21 protein-coding genes are annotated in these 19411 nt (G+C 31.6%); 2 read left to right on the forward strand and 19 right to left on the reverse strand.

What is annotated here, in order from left to right; genetic code table 11:
* The first annotated feature begins 44 nt into the window (after positions 1-44).
* Complete coding sequence (gene purM / locus CPIN17260_RS01900) at positions 45-1031, forward strand: phosphoribosylformylglycinamidine cyclo-ligase (RefSeq protein ID WP_193431670.1); 987 nt, start codon at positions 45-47, stop codon at positions 1029-1031.
* A gap of 135 nt (positions 1032-1166) precedes the next feature.
* On the opposite strand, the gene acpS is transcribed toward purM, so the two are convergent.
* The 14 genes from acpS to fliK all read right to left on the reverse strand — a co-directional run bounded on the left by acpS (position 1167) and on the right by fliK (position 12925).
* The gene (acpS, locus tag CPIN17260_RS01905; RefSeq protein WP_078387441.1) at positions 1167-1526 is read right to left on the reverse strand and encodes a holo-ACP synthase; all 360 of its coding nucleotides are present in this window, start codon (positions 1524-1526) and stop codon (positions 1167-1169) included.
* Complete coding sequence (gene fliL, locus CPIN17260_RS01910; RefSeq protein WP_078387442.1) at positions 1523-2047, reverse strand: flagellar basal body-associated protein FliL; 525 nt, start codon at positions 2045-2047, stop codon at positions 1523-1525. The genes acpS and fliL overlap by 4 nt, the downstream gene beginning before the upstream one ends.
* A 34-nt stretch (positions 2048-2081) precedes the next feature.
* Positions 2082-3020 (reverse strand): hydroxymethylbilane synthase, encoded by a 939-nt coding sequence (gene hemC / locus CPIN17260_RS01915; RefSeq protein ID WP_078398077.1) that lies wholly within the window; start codon positions 3018-3020, stop codon positions 2082-2084.
* Positions 2995-3372, reverse strand: a complete 378-nt coding sequence (locus tag CPIN17260_RS01920; RefSeq protein ID WP_157887322.1) for a hypothetical protein — start codon at positions 3370-3372, stop codon at positions 2995-2997. The genes hemC and CPIN17260_RS01920 overlap by 26 nt, the downstream gene beginning before the upstream one ends.
* Complete coding sequence (locus CPIN17260_RS01925) at positions 3335-3760, reverse strand: FxsA family protein (RefSeq protein WP_078387445.1); 426 nt, start codon at positions 3758-3760, stop codon at positions 3335-3337. The genes CPIN17260_RS01920 and CPIN17260_RS01925 overlap by 38 nt, the downstream gene beginning before the upstream one ends.
* Complete coding sequence (locus CPIN17260_RS01930; RefSeq protein ID WP_078440480.1) at positions 3754-5457, reverse strand: proline--tRNA ligase; 1704 nt, start codon at positions 5455-5457, stop codon at positions 3754-3756. The genes CPIN17260_RS01925 and CPIN17260_RS01930 overlap by 7 nt, the downstream gene beginning before the upstream one ends.
* 2 nt (positions 5458-5459) lie before the next feature.
* Positions 5460-6716 carry a glutamyl-tRNA reductase gene (hemA, locus tag CPIN17260_RS01935; RefSeq protein ID WP_078440481.1) on the reverse strand — a complete coding sequence of 419 codons (1257 nt, stop codon included), beginning with the start codon at positions 6714-6716 and terminating at the stop codon, positions 5460-5462.
* Positions 6716-7609, reverse strand: a complete 894-nt coding sequence (locus tag CPIN17260_RS01940; RefSeq protein ID WP_069633038.1) for a polyprenyl synthetase family protein — start codon at positions 7607-7609, stop codon at positions 6716-6718. The genes hemA and CPIN17260_RS01940 overlap by 1 nt, the downstream gene beginning before the upstream one ends.
* Before the next feature lie 3 nt (positions 7610-7612).
* Positions 7613-8035, reverse strand: coding sequence for a hypothetical protein (locus CPIN17260_RS01945; RefSeq protein WP_078440482.1), 423 nt, complete (start codon positions 8033-8035; stop codon positions 7613-7615).
* A gap of 65 nt (positions 8036-8100) precedes the next feature.
* Entirely contained in the window at positions 8101-8721 is a 621-nt protein-coding gene (locus tag CPIN17260_RS01950; RefSeq protein ID WP_069633040.1) for an HAD family hydrolase, read from the reverse strand.
* Positions 8721-9050 carry a hypothetical protein gene (locus tag CPIN17260_RS01955; protein WP_069633041.1) on the reverse strand — a complete coding sequence of 110 codons (330 nt, stop codon included), beginning with the start codon at positions 9048-9050 and terminating at the stop codon, positions 8721-8723. The genes CPIN17260_RS01950 and CPIN17260_RS01955 overlap by 1 nt, the downstream gene beginning before the upstream one ends.
* Positions 9051-9152: 102 nt before the next feature.
* A complete protein-coding gene (locus tag CPIN17260_RS01960; RefSeq protein WP_167562271.1) occupies positions 9153-10805 on the reverse strand; it encodes a flagellar hook protein FlgE in 1653 nt (550 codons plus the stop codon).
* A 10-nt stretch (positions 10806-10815) separates the two neighbouring features.
* On the reverse strand, positions 10816-11511 hold the full coding sequence (locus tag CPIN17260_RS01965; RefSeq protein ID WP_069633043.1) for a flagellar basal body rod modification protein: 696 nt from the start codon (positions 11509-11511) through the stop codon (positions 10816-10818).
* 13 nt (positions 11512-11524) lie between these two features.
* On the reverse strand, positions 11525-12925 hold the full coding sequence (gene fliK / locus CPIN17260_RS01970; protein ID WP_078440483.1) for a flagellar hook-length control protein FliK: 1401 nt from the start codon (positions 12923-12925) through the stop codon (positions 11525-11527).
* A gap of 124 nt (positions 12926-13049) precedes the next feature.
* Here fliK and typA point away from each other — a divergent pair, with 124 nt between their 5' ends.
* On the forward strand, positions 13050-14858 hold the full coding sequence (gene typA / locus CPIN17260_RS01975) for a translational GTPase TypA (protein WP_078440484.1): 1809 nt from the start codon (positions 13050-13052) through the stop codon (positions 14856-14858).
* 92 nt (positions 14859-14950) lie between these two features.
* On the opposite strand, the gene CPIN17260_RS01980 is transcribed toward typA, so the two are convergent.
* The 5 genes from CPIN17260_RS01980 to CPIN17260_RS02000 all read right to left on the reverse strand — a co-directional run bounded on the left by CPIN17260_RS01980 (position 14951) and on the right by CPIN17260_RS02000 (position 19405).
* The gene (locus tag CPIN17260_RS01980; RefSeq protein ID WP_078440485.1) at positions 14951-15616 is read right to left on the reverse strand and encodes a pilus assembly FimT family protein; all 666 of its coding nucleotides are present in this window, start codon (positions 15614-15616) and stop codon (positions 14951-14953) included.
* A 114-nt stretch (positions 15617-15730) separates the two neighbouring features.
* Complete coding sequence (locus CPIN17260_RS01985) at positions 15731-16423, reverse strand: pilus assembly FimT family protein (protein WP_078440486.1); 693 nt, start codon at positions 16421-16423, stop codon at positions 15731-15733.
* Positions 16424-16440: 17 nt separating this feature from the next.
* A complete protein-coding gene (locus CPIN17260_RS01990) occupies positions 16441-17634 on the reverse strand; it encodes a glycosyltransferase family protein (RefSeq protein WP_078440487.1) in 1194 nt (397 codons plus the stop codon).
* Positions 17635-18075 carry a phosphoribosyltransferase gene (locus CPIN17260_RS01995; RefSeq protein ID WP_078440488.1) on the reverse strand — a complete coding sequence of 147 codons (441 nt, stop codon included), beginning with the start codon at positions 18073-18075 and terminating at the stop codon, positions 17635-17637. It lies immediately after the preceding gene.
* Positions 18076-18091: 16 nt separating this feature from the next.
* Entirely contained in the window at positions 18092-19405 is a 1314-nt protein-coding gene (locus tag CPIN17260_RS02000) for an NCS2 family permease (protein ID WP_078440489.1), read from the reverse strand.
* Between the last annotated feature and the right edge of the window lie 6 nt (positions 19406-19411).

Genomic DNA, 19411 nt, shown 5'->3' on the forward strand with positions numbered 1-19411 from the left:
TTTTAGCAAATTTTAGATAAAATCAAGCAAATTTATAAGGAGTTTTGATGATAACATATAAAGATGCTGGGGTTGATATAGATGCTGGAAATGATTTTGTAAATGCGATAAAACCACATGTAAAATCAACTTTTACGCCACTTGTTCTTGGGGGGATTGGTTCATTTTCTGGAGCTATTAAGCTTCCTACTGGATACAAAAATCCAGCTATTTTAGGTGCTACTGATGGAGTTGGAACAAAATTAAGACTTGCTATTGATACAAATCGCCTTGAAAATGTTGGACAAGACTTGGTTGCTATGTGTGTTAATGACTTAATTTGCAATTTTGCAACACCTTTGTTCTTTTTGGATTATTATGCTACTTCAAAACTTGATATAAAAAGCGCACAAATAGTAGTTGAGGGTATAGCAAAAGGATGTAGACTCGCACAATGTGCATTAATAGGCGGAGAAACTGCTGAAATGCCATCCATGTATAAAAAAGATGATTTTGATCTAGCTGGTTTTGCTGTTGGAATGGCTGAAATAGATGAGATAGACAGAAGTAAATTTGTAAAAGAGGGTGATGTATTGATAGCATTGCCATCTAGTGGACTTCATTCAAATGGTTACTCTTTGGCTAGAAAAGTGCTAGATGTAGCAAAGCTTAATTTAGATGACAAGATAGATGGAAAAAGTATAGCCGATATGCTTTTAGAACCTACTAGAATTTATGTAAAAGAATTTTTAGAATCAAAAGACAAAATAAATGCACTAGCACATATAACAGGCGGTGGATTGGTAGAAAACTTACCAAGAGTATTTCCTTATGGTATAGGCGCTAAGATAGATAAAAGCCTTATTAAAACACCTAAAGTATATGATATATTTAAAGGTCATGTTGATGATAGCGAACTATTTAGAACATTTAATATGGGTGTTGGTATGGTTATAGTTGCATCAAAACAAAATGCAGATGAAATTTTACAAAAAACAGATGGCTACTTCATAGGAGAAATTATAAAAGGAAGCGGAGTTAGCTTTAGCTAATTTATAGCTTTTACAATGTAAGGCATTGTTAATATGTCTTACCACTTTTTCTTTAGAACAATATATTATTGTTGATTTTTAAAATTTTATTTACTAGCGAGTAAAATATATGATGATATATTTTATAAGCAACTTTTATGGTTTGTCTAATGTTTGCACTACAACAACCGCTATAGCAAAACCACCATCGTGGCTTATACTAAGGGCTGAGTTTTTTATGCCAAAGCTTTTTTTGACTTTATCGCTAAAGTCTATAATGGGTGCGTTTTTTTTATCTTTTGTGATGATGATATCAAAAAAGCTACACTCAGTACCTATGCCTACACCCAAGGCTTTACTTGCTGCTTCTTTTGCTGCCCAAAGACCAGCTATACTTGCATCATTTTTTGCTATAGATATCTCGTGTTCGCTTAAAAAGCGTCTTAGAAAATTATCTTTAAAACGCTCGTTAAGCTTTGAAATTCTATCTATAGATATGATATCTACACCTATCATTGCACCACAAAATCAGTAAAATATATGTTTTTGATATAGCCATCACTTAAAACTTCATTTATCTTACCTACTATCTCATCTTTTAGTTTGTCTTTGCCTTTTGCTGTGCTTACTTCTTCAAATGTCTTTGATGATAGAGTTCGTATGATGATATCTCTTAAAAGTGCTTTTTTCTTGTCTAATTCTGCCATAAGTGATTCATTGCTTTGCTCTAAGTCTATTTTTGTTTTTAAAAATCTTGAGCCGTTCTCACTTAGTAAATTCACTATGAATTGATCAAGTGGATAAATAGGTCCCATATTCATATAGTCGCTACTTCTTTTGCCTGGCATTCTTGATTTTGGTGCTGTTTGAGAGACTTGTTGCTGCATTTGTGTGTTTTCATCATCTCCTGATAATAAAAATATTATAACACCACCTATAGCTAGTAATAAAACAATAACTACACCTATAATTGCTATAATAAGCCCTTTACCACTTTTTTTGGTTTCTTCTTTTACTTCTTTTTCTTCATCTGCCATCTATACTCCTTAGCTTTTTTGAATTATATCTAAATTAAATTTGATTGCCCATAATTTCAGCTTGTTTTAATATCTCTTTTGCACCTTTTTTTATAAATTCATTTGCCAGTATAGTGCCTATATCTTTATACTCGCTCTTGCTTACTTTTATACTGTCTTTTATGTATTTACTTGCATCAGGCATACCAACTATAGCTCTTATATCTATCGTGTCATTTTGTAATAAGGCGTTTATGCCTATAGGGACTTGGCATCCACCTTGAAGTGTCGCTACAAAATCACGCTCTATTTTTGTTTCTATGATGGTTTTTTCATCATTTAAAAAATCAATCTTTTGTATTATCTCTTTTTTGTTTACAGCCTCTATGCCTAATGCGCCTTGTCCCATAGATGGTATCATCTCATCTAATTCAAAAGGCGTTATATATCTAACATCGTTTTGTAAGTTTAGTCTATTTGCCCCTGCTTTTGCTAAGATGATAGCGTCAAATTCACCATCTTTTAGCTTTTTAAGTCTTGTTTGGACATTTCCGCGAAGAGAAAATATCTTTAAATCAGGTCTTAGCAGTAAAAGTTGCATTCTTCTTCTTAGGCTTGTTGTGCCTATTTTTGCGCCTATTGGAAGTTCGCTTATATGTTTGTATTTTTCAGATATAAGAGCATCTCTTACATCTTCGCGGGAGCAAGTGGCTGCCAACACAAGTCCATCAGGAAACTCAACTGGAACATCTTTTAGACTATGAACTGCTATGTGTGTATCTCCGTTTAGCATACTAATCTCAAGCTCTTTTGTAAAAAGTCCTTTTCCTCCTATTTTTGCAAGAGGGGTATCTAAGATAACATCGCCTTTGGTTGTCATGCCTACAAGCTCAACATCTAAATCTTTATGCTGTGTTATAAGTTTTTGCTTGATGTGTTCGCTTTGCCACATCGCCAGTATGCTTTTTCTAGTAGCAATTTTGATCGTTTTCATGTATAGCATCCCTTTTGAAATTTCGTAAGTTTATACTCATCTTTTCGCCTAAAAGTTTGTTTCTTAGACTTATTTTTGTTTTTGTATCAAAAATTTCTGTCACGATTAGATCGTTGTTTACAAATATAATATCTTTTTTTGATATTTTTCTGTTTAATGGTTTGAAATTTATATCAAGTGTAACAAAATATGCGTCAAAGCCATTTTGTAGCTTTTGAATTTTGTTTGTTTTTATGTTTCCAACTTTTAGTTTCTCGTTTTTTTCATAATTTCTTTTTAAAAAATTATAAAAATTCACATCAGCAAGGCAAATACTAGCGAATGTGATGAGTGTCATCAATAACTTCAACATCTATAATCTCTTCTTCGTTATCATATCTATCATATCTAAAATCACGTTCATTTTGTTTATAGTCAGGTTTTTTTACTAGCTTGTAAATAAGACTTATTGTTATAACTATAATTCCAAAAGTATCGCTTATAAGCCCCGGTAAAAATAGCAAAAATCCACCTATGCCTATACCAATAGAGCTAAAAATATCGCTTGGTTTTATCATATTTATCTTAGATGTTAGGTTGAAAAAGCCTATGTTAAATATAAATAAAAAACCAATTATAGCACTTAAAAATACTTCGCCAACTAATGATAAAAAACCATAATTGCTTATATAAATAACCGTAAATACTGTTTCTGCGATTATATATGGTATAAAAAGTGAGCTTTTAAGTCTAATTAGCATAGTCTATTTTTTAGCTCATCTAACGCTTGGCTTGCTTTGATTTTTGTCTTTATAAGCCCATCTCTTTGGATAAGCTCTACTTCATCATCTGCTAGTGATTTTCCAACTATGATAGCATAAGGAAAACCTAGTAGCTCATAATCATTCATCTTTACGCCAAATCGCTCGTTTCTGTCATCAAGCATTACATTTATTCCGATATTTTTTGCTTGCTCATAAAGCTTTGTTGCATAATTTACACAGTTTTCATCTTTTAGATTTGATATAACTATCATACCATCAAAAGGAGCGCACTCTTTTTTCCAGATACATCCTTTATCATCGTGGCTTGCCTCTATCATAACTGCTATAAGTCTACTTACACCTATGCCATAACAACCCATTATAAATGGCTTTGCTTTGCCATTTTCATCTAAGAATGTAGCATTCATAGCACTTGAGTATTTATCGCCTAGTTGGAAAATATGTCCTACTTCTATGCCTTTGCTTATTTTTAGCTTACCACCGCATTTTGGACATCTGTCGCCTTCATTTACTTGACTTAAGTCTTTAAATCTATCTTCGTTGAAATTTGTTATATTTACACCAACAAAATGATAGTCTTTTTCATTGGCTCCGCATATCATTTGTTTGCTATCTTTTAGCTCGTTATCTATAAAAAACTCAACTTTATTTAACCCAACTGGACCACAAAAACCGGCTATAAGACCAGCTTGCGATATCTCTTCTTCTGTTGCGTCTGTTAGCTCCAAGGCTTTTGCTGCATTTTGTGCTTTTGTCTCTTGAAGCTCATCATTGCCACGGATAAAAAATACAACTATTTTTGACTCTTTTTCAAATATGGCTTTTTTTATAACGGCTTTTATTGTGTAGTATTCATCTATCTTGAAAAACTCGGCTACATCTTTTATTGTTTTTGTATCTGGCGTGAAAAACTTAGAAGCATCTGCTTCTGGTTGTGGCTTATCTGTCGTTTTTGCAGCTCTTGTTGCTACTTCTATATTTGCCGCATAATCACAATGCTCACAATAAACTATGTCATCTTCGCCGTTTTGTGTAAGCACCATAAACTCTTTACTACCACTCCCACCTATGGCTCCACTATCTGCTTGAACTGCTCTAAAATTTAGACCAAGTTTTGTAAAGATATTGGAGTAAGTTTGTTCCATTAGGTCAAATTCTCTTTTTAAATCATCTGTGTTTGAATGAAAGCTGTAAGCATCTTTCATCACAAACTCACGACCTCTTAAAATTCCAAATCTAGGTCTTGCTTCATCTCTGAATTTTGTATTTATTTGATATATATTTAGCGGTAGTTGCTTGTAACTTGTAACTTTACCACGAACCATGCAAACAGCACTTTCTTCATTTGTAGGGCTTATAACAAAGTCATTTTCTTTTCTATCTTTAAATCTTAAAAGCTCTTTTCCAAAAACATCAAAACGACCACTTTGTTTCCAAAGTTCTGATGATGTTACAACACTAAAATCAACCTGCAAAGCACCGCTTTTATCCATCTCTTCTTTTACTACACTTTTTATCTTTTCAAGCATAATTTTTCCAAGCGGTAAGAAGTTGTAAAGACCAGATCCGTTTTGTTCTACAAATCCACCCCTTACTAAAAATATATGGCTTGGCAGTGTTGCGTCTTTTGGTGCTTCTTTTGTTGTTGGTGCATAAAATTTAGAAAATCTCATTGTTATTTATCCTCTTTGATGTCAAAAATATATTTCATTGATTTTGTTATATCAAGTGCATTCTTTGTTTCGCCTATTTGTTTTAAATTCGTAGTCATAGGGTGTAAAAAAGAGTTTAGGACTTGATTTATTAGTTTGTATGCCTCTTCTTTGTCTGAGTTTTTTAGATAGCCTTTTTTTATGGCTTTTTGTAACTCTTTTTCGGCACACTCCTTTGCTTGTTGTCTTATAGCCTTTATGATCGGTGTGCTAAGGCTTGTTTTTTGAGCTTTTAAAAACTCAGATGTGCTGTTTCCTACGATAGAGTAGGCTAGCTCGGCTTGTTCTTCTCGTAGTGCTAGGTTTTGTTTTACTATCTCTTCAAGGTCATCAACTGAGTATATATCTATAAGCTCACTTTTGTTTTTTATATCTATATCTCTTGGAACAGCGATATCAAAAAAGTATCTGTGAAATGTTGTTGGTTGTATTATTTCATCTGTTATTATAGGGTTTGGTGCCGAAGTTCCTGAAAAGATAAGGTCAAATTTATTTACATACTCTTTTAGCTTTAAAATCGTATCCCAATCAGCCATCTCTCCTAAGCTTTGCACTAATGTTTCTACTCTTTCTGAGCTTCTGTTTAGGATAATGACTTTTGCTCCATTTGATATCAGGTGTTTAGCAGCTAGCTCACACATCTCCCCAGCACCGATGATAAGAGCTGTTTTGCTTTGTAGAGTTGTAAAAATCTCTTTTGCTTTATTTACAGCTACACTTGATACAGAGATCGGATTTTTTGAAATTTGAGTATCGTTTCTTACCTTTGCGGCGCATATTTTTGCATAATCAATAGCCTTGTTTATATTTTCGCCACAAAACTCATTTTCAAGAGCAAATTTAAAATCATTTTTTATCTGCCCCATTATCTGTGTTTCGCCAACCACTAGGCTATCAAGAGAGCTGGCGACAGAAAAAAGATGGTGTAAGGCACCGCTATCTTCAAAGACATCAGCCCTTTCAAAAAGCTCATCTTCAAATACACCAGATGCTATCGCCATACATTTTATTATATGAGATGATGATGTTTTTGGCTCATTGCTAAATGACAAAACTTCCACCCTATTACAGGTGCTTATAACCATAGCTTCATTTATATCTTTGTCTGTTTTTATTAGTTTTAAAATTTGCAATTTTTTTTCTGGTGTATTAAATGCTAACTTTTCACGAACAGAAATATCTGTATTTTTATGTGTAAAACTAATACTTAAATAATGCATTAGTAATCCCTGTCGATCATACTTTTTATAATGCTTTCAAGCTCTTGGTTTGAATGATTTTTAATCGCTTTTATAGCCTCAATTCCAAGTTCTTTTGCTTCGTTTATAGTTTTTTGTATTATATTGTATTTCTCAAATCTATCTTTTATCCATTTTATTTTGCTTTCATCTAACTCTTTTGCATGAAAACTTTTTAAAATTTCTTTCTCTTTTTCATCTAAACTTTCATAAAGATATATATAAGGAAGAGTTGTTTTTCCCTCTTTATAATCGCTCAAATTCGGTTTTCCTAAGGTTTTGCTATCTTGTGTAATATCTAAAACATCGTCTATTATTTGAAATGCAAGACCTAGGTTTTTACCATAAATTTCAAACTCATTTTGTGAAAGCCCAGCCAGTATAGCACCACAGCAAGCCGTGGCTTGTATAAGTATAGCTGTTTTGTAATATATCATTTTATTATAAGCTTCTTTGTCACAGTTAAACTCTTTGCTTAAATTGACATCCATAAGTTCGCCTATGCTTAGTTTACAAACAGCGTCTGATATGATAGATGATATCTCTTTTCCAAATTTGCTAAGCTCGTGAAAACCTTTTGAATATAAAATATCTCCAAGCATTACTGAGTTTTGTGTGCCAAATAGATAGTTTATGCTCGGCTTGCCTCTTCTTGTATCAGCCTTATCTATCACATCATCATGTAATAAACTAGCTAGATGGATAAGCTCTATTATCGCACACAATCTATATGTATTTTCATTTTCTCCAGCTATTTTTAGCAGTAGTTTTGAGCGAAGTTTTTTACCTGAGCTGATATTTTCGAACATATCGGTGGCAAGTTTATAATCAAGCTCCTTTATATAATCAAGCATTATCTTATCTATCATATCCATAACTTATCTCCTAGTTTTTGGTCTTATAAACTCAACATCAACAAGTTTTTGTCCATCTAAAATATCAATTTGAAAACTGCCTAAGTTGTTTTTAAAATCAATAAAAGTTATATATAATTTCACTCCATCATCTGGTGGGTTTTTCATGCTTGGCAAGATATCTTGTTTGTATCTATCTCTGCCGTGTTGCAAACCCATAACCATATGTCTTGGAAATCTTCTAAAAAAACTTTGAACTGTTATGTTTGTCGTGTCAGACAAAGTCCATCTAAAATCAAAATACTCTTTTTCGTTTGTCTGTTTTTGTATTATAGCAACTCTTCCCCACTCATCTTTTGGTAACTCAAAAACATAGGAGTGATCAAAATCTGGTGCCGTTGCACAACAAAAAACAAAGCAACAAAAAAATATTATGATTTTATTCATCTAATTTTTCTTAAAAATATAAAATTTATTAACAAAATTTTTTAGACCACATTATACTTAAAAAATTAAATTTTTTCTATTAGCTGCCAAGCTTGGTCTGTGGTATCTGCACTATATTTGCTTTCTATAACTACTCCAAAGCCCCAATTTACCTGTATATAATCTATCTTTGCATTATCAGCAGCCATTTTATCTTTTAAGCTATCTCCAACAAATACAGCCTTTGTCGCACCTGTTTTATCTATAGCAAGATTTAGCATAGTTGGATCTGGCTTTTCTGGCACATCTTTACTTGCTCCTATTACTTCATCAAAAAAATGTAGTATTTCGTTTTTTTCAAGAATTTTGCTTAGTGTTTTTTCTGGTGCATTTGAAGCTAGGACTATTTTATAATCATTATCTTTACACTTTTGTAAAAGCTCTTTTACGCCATTATATGTCGTTGCATATAAGTCATAGTTTTTTTCAAACTCAGCTTCAAAACCCTTTTTTAAAGATGTGCTTGGTGTTTGTATACCATAAAGATCAAATGCCAAATTTCTACCAGGTTCATTTATAACTTTTGTTATATAAGTTTTTGCAAGTTCATCTAGCCCCATATCTTTTCTTATGCCATTTATGGTTTTTTCTATCGCTGTTGAGCTGTCTATGACAGTTCCATCCATATCAAAAATAACAACTTTCATTAATTTTCCTTAAATTTGTTTTTATGTTTATCTTTTTTATATGTTTTTGAATTTTTTAATTTATCAAGATGATTTGCCTTTTTTAAAAGCTCTTGCGGATCTTGTTTTGCAATAACAAAATTTACAAAGTTTTCAAGCTCTTTTGTGTATGGGCTATCAAGATAAACGGCCTCTGCTTTTTCTAGCATTTTCATATTTTTGTCAATTCTTATGTAAAATTCATCTTTATTAAAATCATCTCTTTTAAGCCCGCTTATGGCTGATTTTGCAAATTTTTCTAATGCTCGTATGTATTTTACTCTTTTTGCTTTTTCGTCTATTTGTTTCATCTTTTTACTTAAAATTTTAAAATGTGTATCATATCTAAAAAGTATAAATTTAATGAAAATATTTTTTGAGATTATAATAACTAGCCAAAAACTGACTAGTTATTATCTTTTCATTTGTATTGCGGTTTGTATCATTTGATCGCTTGTTGTTATGCTTTTTGAACTAGCATCGTAAGCTTTTTGCATAACTATCATTTCTGTTAGCGCTTGACCTAGATCTACATTGCTTATTTCAAGTGTGTTTGATGCGATATTTGTTCCAAGTATTGTTGCTCCATTTTTACTCTTATAGAAAAATGGCTCTCCTGAGTTTGATGTTTTTGTATATATGTTATCACCCATTTTTGCTAGACCTTGGTCGTTTTGAAAGTGATAAAGTGCAACTTTTGCTATAGGAAACATTTGGCCGTTGTTGAAATTTGCCATTATTGTGCCGTTGTTTACAACCTCATAGCTTTTTAACAACCCTTCCGCAAATCCATCTTTTTTTATCTCTGTTACAGCTTTGCTATGGAGTGTGGTTAAGCCTTTGTAGATAGCTTGCTGTTTATCTTTGTCATCTTTTGTATTATTATTCGTATTGTTTTTATCATTTTGTGGCTCTTGTTGTGCGAAATTTATATTTACTCCACCAATTTCTGTTATGGTTGTTTCTACTAATGTTCCTCTTGGTCCAAATGTAAGCATCCCTTTTTTTGTTTCAACTATATTATTTTTTTCATCTGTTATTGTAGCTTCTACATCCCACACTGTTTTATCATTTTGTTGAGGGATTTGTTTTGTGTATCTTAGTGATAAAAGGCTTTTTGTTCCATCATCGTTAAATATATCTGCACTCATTTTTTGAACATTTGCAACTTCTTGGTTTGTTAAAAGTTGTGCTGAAACCTCAGCATTTTTTAAATCCATATAATTTAATTTATAATCCTTTAATTCCCAGCTTCCATCTTCATTTACCTGTGTTGATAGTTCGCTAAGCTTATCCCCATCTTTTATTTTTATAATTATACTATCGCCTTTTTTGTATTTATTTACACTTGGGCTGTTGTTTATGTTTCCACTTATGCTTAATGTTTTTTCATCTGCTTTTATTTCATGTTTGTATGAATCTTGTTTCAAATCAACTTTGACATTTTCAAATTTTCTTGTAGCATCTAAATTACCTTTGATGTCTACATTTTTTGTTGCTTTTGCTGGTTGATATAAAAAATGTGGAAGCTTTATATTTGTTTGAGTGTTTTCATTTTCAAGCTCTAAGACTTCTTTTTCATCTATACTAAATGCTTTATTTATATCTTTTGTTGAATCATATTGTTTTAGTGCATTTTTGCTTGGTGTTGCTGTTTTTAAGTTTGCCATAGTTCCTTGCACAAACTTACCCATAGGATCAACTAAATTTCCATCAACATCAACATCAAAGTTCCCCGCACGAGTATAATACACATCGCCGTGTCTATCTCTTACACCAAAAAAACCATCCCCGTGAATAGCCATATCAAATTTGTTTTCTGTGTTTTTAAAGCTACCCATACTCATATCAAGTGCTGTTGTTTGTTTTGTAGCTCCAAGTCCTACTTGATCTGTTGTAGGCTTATTTCCAGCCGATACCATGCTTTGATAAAATATACTTTTAAACTCAGGTAAAGATGCTTTAAAGCCTACATTATTTATATTTGATATATTGTTTGCCCAAACATCTATACCAAAACTTTGTGTTTTGATTCCAGCAACTCCGTTATAAAATCCTCTTATCATCTCTTAACTTTCAAAAAAATTCAGATACTTCTTCTACTGACTTATACTCGCCACCAATTCTTACATTTGCTTTACCATCTATAAACTTAACAGCTTCTACTGGATATGTTCCATAAAGGGCTGTATGAGCTTCATCTTTTGGATCTTTGTAGGTGGCTTTTGCTTGATAGCTTCCCGGTTTTGCAACACCTCCTGTGTCGGTTGATAAATCCCATTTTATTTTATGTGTTCCAGCTGGCATTTTCTCTAAACTAAATTTTCTTATTACATTTGAGTTTGAGTCAAGTATTTCAATTACACCAGATTTTACCTCATCTTTAAAATAAATAGGTATATCTAGGGTTTGTGTTTCTTCTTTTACTAAAACTCTATCTGTGCCTAGGTTTGCCATCTTTCCAAGTGCAGAAAGTGCATACATACTTGAGTTTGATTTAAGTTGTGATACAAGCTCTTTCATAGCTGAGTTTGTATTTTCTTGCATTTCAAGTGTTGCTAACTGACTTGTTTGTGTTAGCATTTTTTCTGTATCCATAGGCGATGTTGGATCTTGATATTTGAGTTCTGTTAAAAGTAGTTTCATAAATGCATCTTTATCAAGGTGTGCTGATGGATTTGTTCCATCAGCTTTTTGATTTTTTGCATCTTGAAGTTTTTTTGTTCTTTTATCTGCTGTAAATTCTAAATTTGTATCTGTTATACTTGCCATAATTTCCCCTTGTTTATATATATATAGGCATTACAAGTTCTAATAATACTTGTTCGTTTGTTGCTTCATCGCTTTCGCCTTGAGCCATTTGCTTATATTTTTTTTGTCCTTGTTCTTGTTTGCTTTGTTGGTCTGAAAAATTCATTTCAAGTTCTGTAAAGCCCATGTTTACAAGGCTGTTTTTAAACTCTGCTTGATTTTGTAAAAATATATTCATCGTGTTTGTGTTTGAGTTAAAATTGATATGCAGGTTATTTCCCCTATTTACCATTGTAACTTCAACTTCCCCTAAATTTAAAGGGTTTAGAGTTATGTTAAATTTAGTAAAAGGTGCTTTATAGTTTTGTATCTGATCTGCTAAATTTTGTGAAAAATTACTAAAAGTCTCTTTTACTGCTAGTTTGTGATTTATCTGATTGTTTGCTGTTTTTACTATATCTTTTACTATCGCATTAAGCTCACTTTGATCATCTTTTTGTGTGGTTTGGATGATACTATCTTCTTGGCTTGATTGCTGTTCTTTTTCAGGATAGAGCAGTGTTTGTAAATTTATCTTTTGATTTTTTGTATCTTTTGAGATCATTTCATTTGTTTTTGGAGTTAGATTTATCTCCTCTTTATCATCATCAGATATGGTTTTTAATACACTCTCATTGTTTTTACTATCTTGTGCTATTTGTTTTGGTGTTTCTGTTTTTACAGCTTCATTGATAGGCTTTGAGATTTCTTTTAGCACTTCATTTAAACCGATAGGATTTTGTGTGTTTTTTGTAACTTGCTGTATGGTTTGTTCTACTTGATTTTTTATATCCGGAGTTATTTTTGTTTGTAATGGCATTACTGGTTTGAAAAAGTCTTTTTTGCCTAAGTTTTCAAACATATTTTTTAGCTCATCAACATTTCCTTGTGTGATTTTTATCTTATCAAGTCCAAGGTCAAATTTGTTTGCAAGTTCTATAAGTTCATTAACACTTTTTACATTGCTTAGCTCTTCAACATTTGCTATTTTATTTAAAAAATTTGCTATTTTATCTGTGAAATTTGGAAATTTACTAACTTTTTCCCCGCCATTTAAAATTTCTAAAACTTGTAAAAGTTGCATAAAATTTGCATTTTCATACAACTCATTTTTTGTATCATCATCAAGTTTGCTTTCTAAATCTTGTGAAATTTTTATATTATTTTCTTTTTTTATTTGTTTGTCAGTCTCATTTTTCATACTTACTGATTTTGCTATATCTTTTACATCTTTTTCACTTAGTTTTTCGCCTTTGTCTGCTTTTTTGGATGCAGCGCTTAAAACCATATTTAAAAATTCATTATTATCGCTTTTATTTTTTTTTGGGCTATTTGAGCTTTTTTTGTTCGTATTTGTAAAAAGATCAATCTGATTTTTTGTGTTAAATGTTTGCATTTTTAACCTCTTATATTAAACTGAAAATATATCAAGCAAAATATGTTCCAAAATTTTCATTAAATTTATATAAGAAAATTTTAGGTATAATCTCCCCCTTATTTAAAAAACTTGGAGATAGATTTTGGAAAATTTACGAAATATAGCAGTAATAGCTCACGTTGACCACGGTAAAACAACTATGGTTGATGAATTGCTTAAGCAATCTGGAACATTTAACGAACATCAAAGTGTTGGTGAGCGTGTTATGGATAACAATGACATAGAAAAAGAACGTGGTATAACGATACTTTCTAAAAATACAGCGATAAAATACAAAGATACTAAGATAAATATCATAGACACCCCGGGGCACGCCGATTTTGGTGGTGAGGTCGAGCGTGTGCTAAAGATGGTTGATGGTGTATTGCTTTTGGTTGATGCACAAGAGGGTGTTATGCCTCAGACAAAATTTGTTGTTAAAAAGGCACTTAGTTTGGGTCTCAGACCTATAGTTGTTGTAAACAAGATAGACAAGCCAGCAGCTGATCCTGAACGTGTCATAAATGAAATTTTTGACCTTTTTGTTGCACTTGATGCAAATGATGAGCAGCTTGAGTTTCCTGTGGTTTATGCTGCTGCAAAAAATGGATTTGCCAAACATAACTTAGATGATCCGGATGTAAATATGGAACCTCTTTTTGAGGCTATACTTGCACATGTTCCAGCTCCAAGTGGAAAAGATGACAATCCTTTACAACTTCAAGTATTTACTCTTGATTATGATAACTATGTTGGAAAAATTGGTATTGCTAGAATTTTTAACGGTAAAATTTCTAAAAATCAAAATGTTACTTTGGCAAAGGCTGATGGAACAAAAACAAATGGTAGAATTTCAAAACTTATCGGATTTTTAGGTCTTGAAAGACAAGATATAAACGAAGCCAGCACCGGTGATATAGTTGCTATTGCTGGTTTTGAAGCACTTGATGTTGGCGATAGTATAGTTGATCCAAATAATCCTATCCCGCTTGATCCTTTGCATATAGAAGAGCCTACACTAAGTGTTGTATTTAGTGTAAATGATGGTCCTTTGGCTGGAACAGAGGGTAAGCACGTTACATCAAATAAGATAGATGAACGTTTGCAAAGTGAAATGAAAACAAATATCGCAATGAGATATGAAAATATAGGCGAAGGTAAATTTAAGGTTAGCGGTCGTGGAGAACTTCAAATAACAATACTGGCTGAAAATATGCGTAGAGAGGGTTATGAGTTTTTGCTTGGTCGTCCTGAGGTTATCATAAAAGAGATAGATGGTGTTAAGTGTGAACCATTTGAACTTTTAGTTATAGATGCACCTGATGACTGCACCGGAACGGTTATAGAAAAGCTTGGTAAGAGAAAAGCTGAGATGATAAGCATGAATCCAACAGGCGATGGACAAACAAGAATAGAGTTTGAAATACCGGCTAGAGGACTTATAGGATTTAGAAGTCAGTTTTTGACAGATACAAAGGGCGAGGGTGTTATGAACCATAGCTTTTTAGAGTTTCGTCCGTTTAGTGGAAGTGTTGAGCATAGAACAAATGGTTCTTTGGTTTCTATGGAAAATGGAGTATCTCTTGCTTATTCATTATTTAACTTACAAGACCGTGGAGTTTTATTTATTGAGCCACAAGCAAAGGTTTATATAGGTATGGTTATAGGTGAGCATAGTAGACCTAATGACCTTGATGTAAACCCTATAAAAGGTAAAAACCTAACAAACGTTCGTGCTAGTGGTTCTGATGATGCTATAAAACTAGTTCCACCAAGAAAACTTAGCCTTGAGCGCGCACTTGAGTGGATAGAGGATGATGAGCTTGTTGAGGTTACTCCTCAAAACATAAGGGTAAGAAAGCGTTATCTTGATCCAACAGAGAGAAAAAGAAAAGCAAAACAATCTAACTAATAAATTTAAAGCAGTTTTTATAACTGCTTTAACTCTCTTAGCGTTTAATGCAATAAATTATATTTAAAAGTTTTTTGAAATTTTTAAATATATTATTCACAATTTCCTATATTGTTTTTGTCTTCTATGCATGTGTATCCACTTTCTTTAAAAACAAGTATGTTTAATACATCACCATTGCCTTGTAATGATATTTTTGCATTTTTGTGAAGTAACTTTTCGTATGGACTTTTTGAGTTTTGCAATGCAGAATACGGGCGACCTAATGTATCAAATGCTAATGTTTGATTTCTTGAATTAAACTTTACTTTTGTGATACCATATGTTTTCGTTAAGTTTAGTTTTTTATCTAAAATTTGATTTGGGTATTTTTGCCTAGCGTATCCACTAGTTAGTTTTTTACTTAAATCTCTTGAGTTGTTCGCTATTTGATCTATTGAATTTGGATTTCCACTATATGAACCACTATCACTAAAAACTGTATATCTCCATATTTTCTTACTTTTTTGCGTATCATAATGAAAGAGTATTCTCCAGTATGCTTTATACCAATCATTTTCCGGAGTGCCATCTGATTGTAGTGTAAATTTATTATCTTGCATTGCTAAGTGTTGAGTGTATCTTATATCTGCCATTATCTGATTTGCTGCTTCTCTTAGTGGATTTTTATTTGATCTTGGTATAGCTAAAGCTGATAATATTGCAACTATTGCTATAACAAATACTAGTTCTAATATCGTAAAAGCTTTTTTTGTCATTTTATTTCCTCTGTTTTTATATAAAATACTAAAACTATATAGATTTTATTTTATGTTTTTATAAAATTAAAAAATAAAATGACAAAATAGTAATTAATTTTTTATCTTATTGTTTTATTCGCACTCATCAATTTTATTTGTACTTTTTTTTCTTTCATCTATTACTTTTTGATTAGCTTTTATACATGTATATCCAGTTTGTGGATATAATACAATTGTTAAAATATTTCCATTCCTTGCCAAGTCTATATTTATTTTATCATTCATTAAATTTTCATAAGCACTTGTATTTGATACTTTTTTATACGGTCTGCCTATATTATCAAAGCTAATAGTGCCATCATAGTCTTGACTGTCATTTGATGCATTGTCGGTATGTATAATAATATTAGTAATGCCAAATTTTTTACTTAAATCATAATCATTGTTTGTTAATCCAGATAGTTTTTTATCTAATTGATTTGGACTTGATATTATCTCATCATTTTTTGGATCGTTATCATATGTAGGACTATCACTAAAAACGCTATAAATCCATTTTGCTTTTCCTGAATTTTTCGCATTTTGAAATTTGATCCTCCAGTATGCCTTATACCAATCTTTGGTCGGAGTGCTATCTGATTGTAGTGTAAATTTATTATCTTGCATTGCTAAGTGTTGAGTATATCTTATATCTGCCATTATCTGATTTGCTGCTTCTCTTAACGGATCTTTATTTGATCTTGGTATAGCTAAAGCTGATAATATTCCAACTATTGCTATAACAAATACTAGTTCCAACATTGTAAATGCTCTTTTTATCATCATAACCTCAAATTATTTATTTATAATTTATGTATTATTTTATCAAATTTTTTAACAAAAAAATCATTATTATTTTCTATAAGAGCTAAATTACCACCATTGGATATACCATAAAATTGTAACCTAAGAGCTAATTTATAATTTTGTGTATTTATCTCATATATATTTAGCTTTGACAGCTCTTTTGACAGCTCTTTTGCTACATGAAATTTATATGCAAAATGTTTTTTTGGATTGTCTATAAAATTATATAATACAGGGTTGAAAATAATAATTAACCAATTAGAAAATAAAAATACAAATACAAATACTAATGCTATTTTATGTTTTTTTCTAAACTCGGGTAGCCTTACTCTGTATGAGCTAAAAAATATTCTAATCATAAGAGGCGTTGCTATAATGCAAAAAGGTAAGAATTCTTCCAATTGAACCTTTTGTCTTATAGATAATACTATACTAATACAAAACGAAACTACCGACAAAAACCACAATATATCTTTTTTTTCTTTTATCCAAATTCTATATATGGCATATATAAAAAATATAAATATAAATGGCGAAAAAACAGCAGCAAATATACCAAAGGTATCTATAAAGTGGCTACTTGGTTTACCTTGTGTATCAAATCCAAAAAAGTATAGACTTATTGTAAAAAAAATAGCACTAAGCCAAGCTAGTGTAGCATTTTTTGTATATACACCATAAGCAAAAAATGCTAAAAATAGTATCATAAATGAGCTATCTACAAAAATAGAACTAGCCATTAAGATATAAGTTATATAGATATTGTTTTTGTGAAAAAAATATAAAATAAAAAGGGTTATCATAAGGCACAAGCCAGCATTGTTTACTATTAAAGCGCTTGCTACAGTGCCTGGTAAAAATACAAAAAGTAGTATTGCAATAATTCTATCTTGATGAAATTTAATATAAAACTTACTTATTTTATATAGCAAAATAACACTAATAATATGAAAAAAAATCATAGGTATTCGTAATGCAAAATCGTTTTGTCCAAAGAGTTTGCAACTAGCGGTTATTATTTTATGTAAGATAGAATCTTGTTCTTTAAAAAATACAAGTGCTTCATAGTAGCTTATGCTTAAAGTGCTTGTGCAATATATCAAAAGAGCTAAATCAAGAGCGCAGATTATGGTTAAAACAAATATATCATTGTTTTTAATGCTATAAGGTTTTAAACCATAATCTTTCATTTAAAGTGTTATATCCCAAAAAAATTCAATCCACTCAGTTGCCTCTTTTGCTTTATAATCAGGCATTAAAAGAGCGGTTTTTTTATAAAATATAGTTGCTATTTTTATATCTAAATGAGGATATAGCTTTAATAATGTCTTTTTTATCTCAGCCATACTTTCCCCGCTATCAACTATATCATCTACAACTAAAATTTTATTTACATTTGATAAATCAGGTATATTAAATATGTTTATTGTGTCAAGTTTGCTTTGCTCATTGTAGTGTATAGAGTTTAGACTAAATAAATTACGATTTTGTAAAGCAATTGCCATAAAATGTCCTATCGTCATTCCACCTCTTGCGATAGCTAGTATAGCATCAGGACTAAAATCATTCTTTATCTCTCTTGCCATAGCCTTTATATCTTTTTCAAATTCATCATAAGAATAAAAAAACATAATCAACCAACCTTTCTTAATGAACTAAGAATATTACAAAGCTAATAATAGACAATACAATAATCCCTAAATTTATATGCTCCCACTCTTTTCTTAACACTCTTACTATAAAGTAAGATAAAAATCCAAATGCTAGACCATTTGTTATAGAGTATGTTAATGGCATTAAAATAACTATAAAAAAAGTTGCTACACATATAGCCGGGTCTTTGAAATTTACATTTGTAAGCTCTGTAAACATCAAAACACCAACCATTACTAATATAGGATAGATCGCATTTGCTGGGATTGCTTTAAAAAATGGAAGTAAAAATAGTGTTAAGATAAATAATAATCCACAAAATACAGCGGTAAGTCCAGTCCTTCCGCCAGCGGCTACTCCACTTGCACTTTCTACAAATGTTGTAGTTGTGCTAACGCCTATTAGTGACCCGCCTACTGTAGCTAACGCGTCAGCCTCTAATGTCTTTTCTAGTCTTTTTGAATCATTTTGATCCTCTCCTGTAAATAAGCCAGCCTTGCTTCCAACACCGGTTAAAGTGCCGATAGAGTCAAATAAATCTGTTACAAAAAATATTATAATTACTGGAAGAAGGGCAAGTGTAAAAACACCACTTGCATCAAACAATACACTTTTTACATCAAATTGTAAAAATATAGGCTCTATTGAAGCCGGAGTTGATAAAAACTCAGTTGGAACCGGAGACATTCCAAAAACCCAAGCTATGATAGAAGTTGTGATTACCGCTAACATAAATGCGCCTTTTATCTTCCAAGACCAAAATGCCATTACTATTAGTAGTCCTATAATTCCAAGTAAAACATTTGAATTTTTGATATCGCCTAATGAAACTAATACGGCATCGTTGTTTGCTATGATTCCTATTTGTTGTAACCCTATAAAGCTTATAAAACATCCAATACCAGCGCTTATAGCTCTTCTTAAATCAATAGGTATAGATTTTACTACCCATATCCTAAAGTTGGTAAAAGACAAGGCTACAAACAATATACCAGATAAAAATACTATACCCAAAGCTGTTTGCCAAGGTATATTCATACCTATAACAAGACCAAATGTAAAATAAGCATTAAGACCCATTCCAACGCTCATTGCAACCGGAGTGTTTGCCCAAAGACCATTTAAAACTGTTGCTAAGATAGTTGCAAGAGCTGTTGCTGTTATAAGCGCATCTATTGGCATACCTGTTTTACTCATTATGATAGCATTTGTGGGCACGATATACATCATCGCCAAAAATGTCGTAAATCCAGCAGTAAATTCTTGTTTTATGCTGGTGTTGTTTTCCTTAAGCTTGAAAAAATCCAACTCATT

Source organism: Campylobacter pinnipediorum subsp. pinnipediorum (genome assembly GCF_002021925.1).
Lineage (GTDB): Bacteria > Campylobacterota > Campylobacteria > Campylobacterales > Campylobacteraceae > Campylobacter_A > Campylobacter_A pinnipediorum.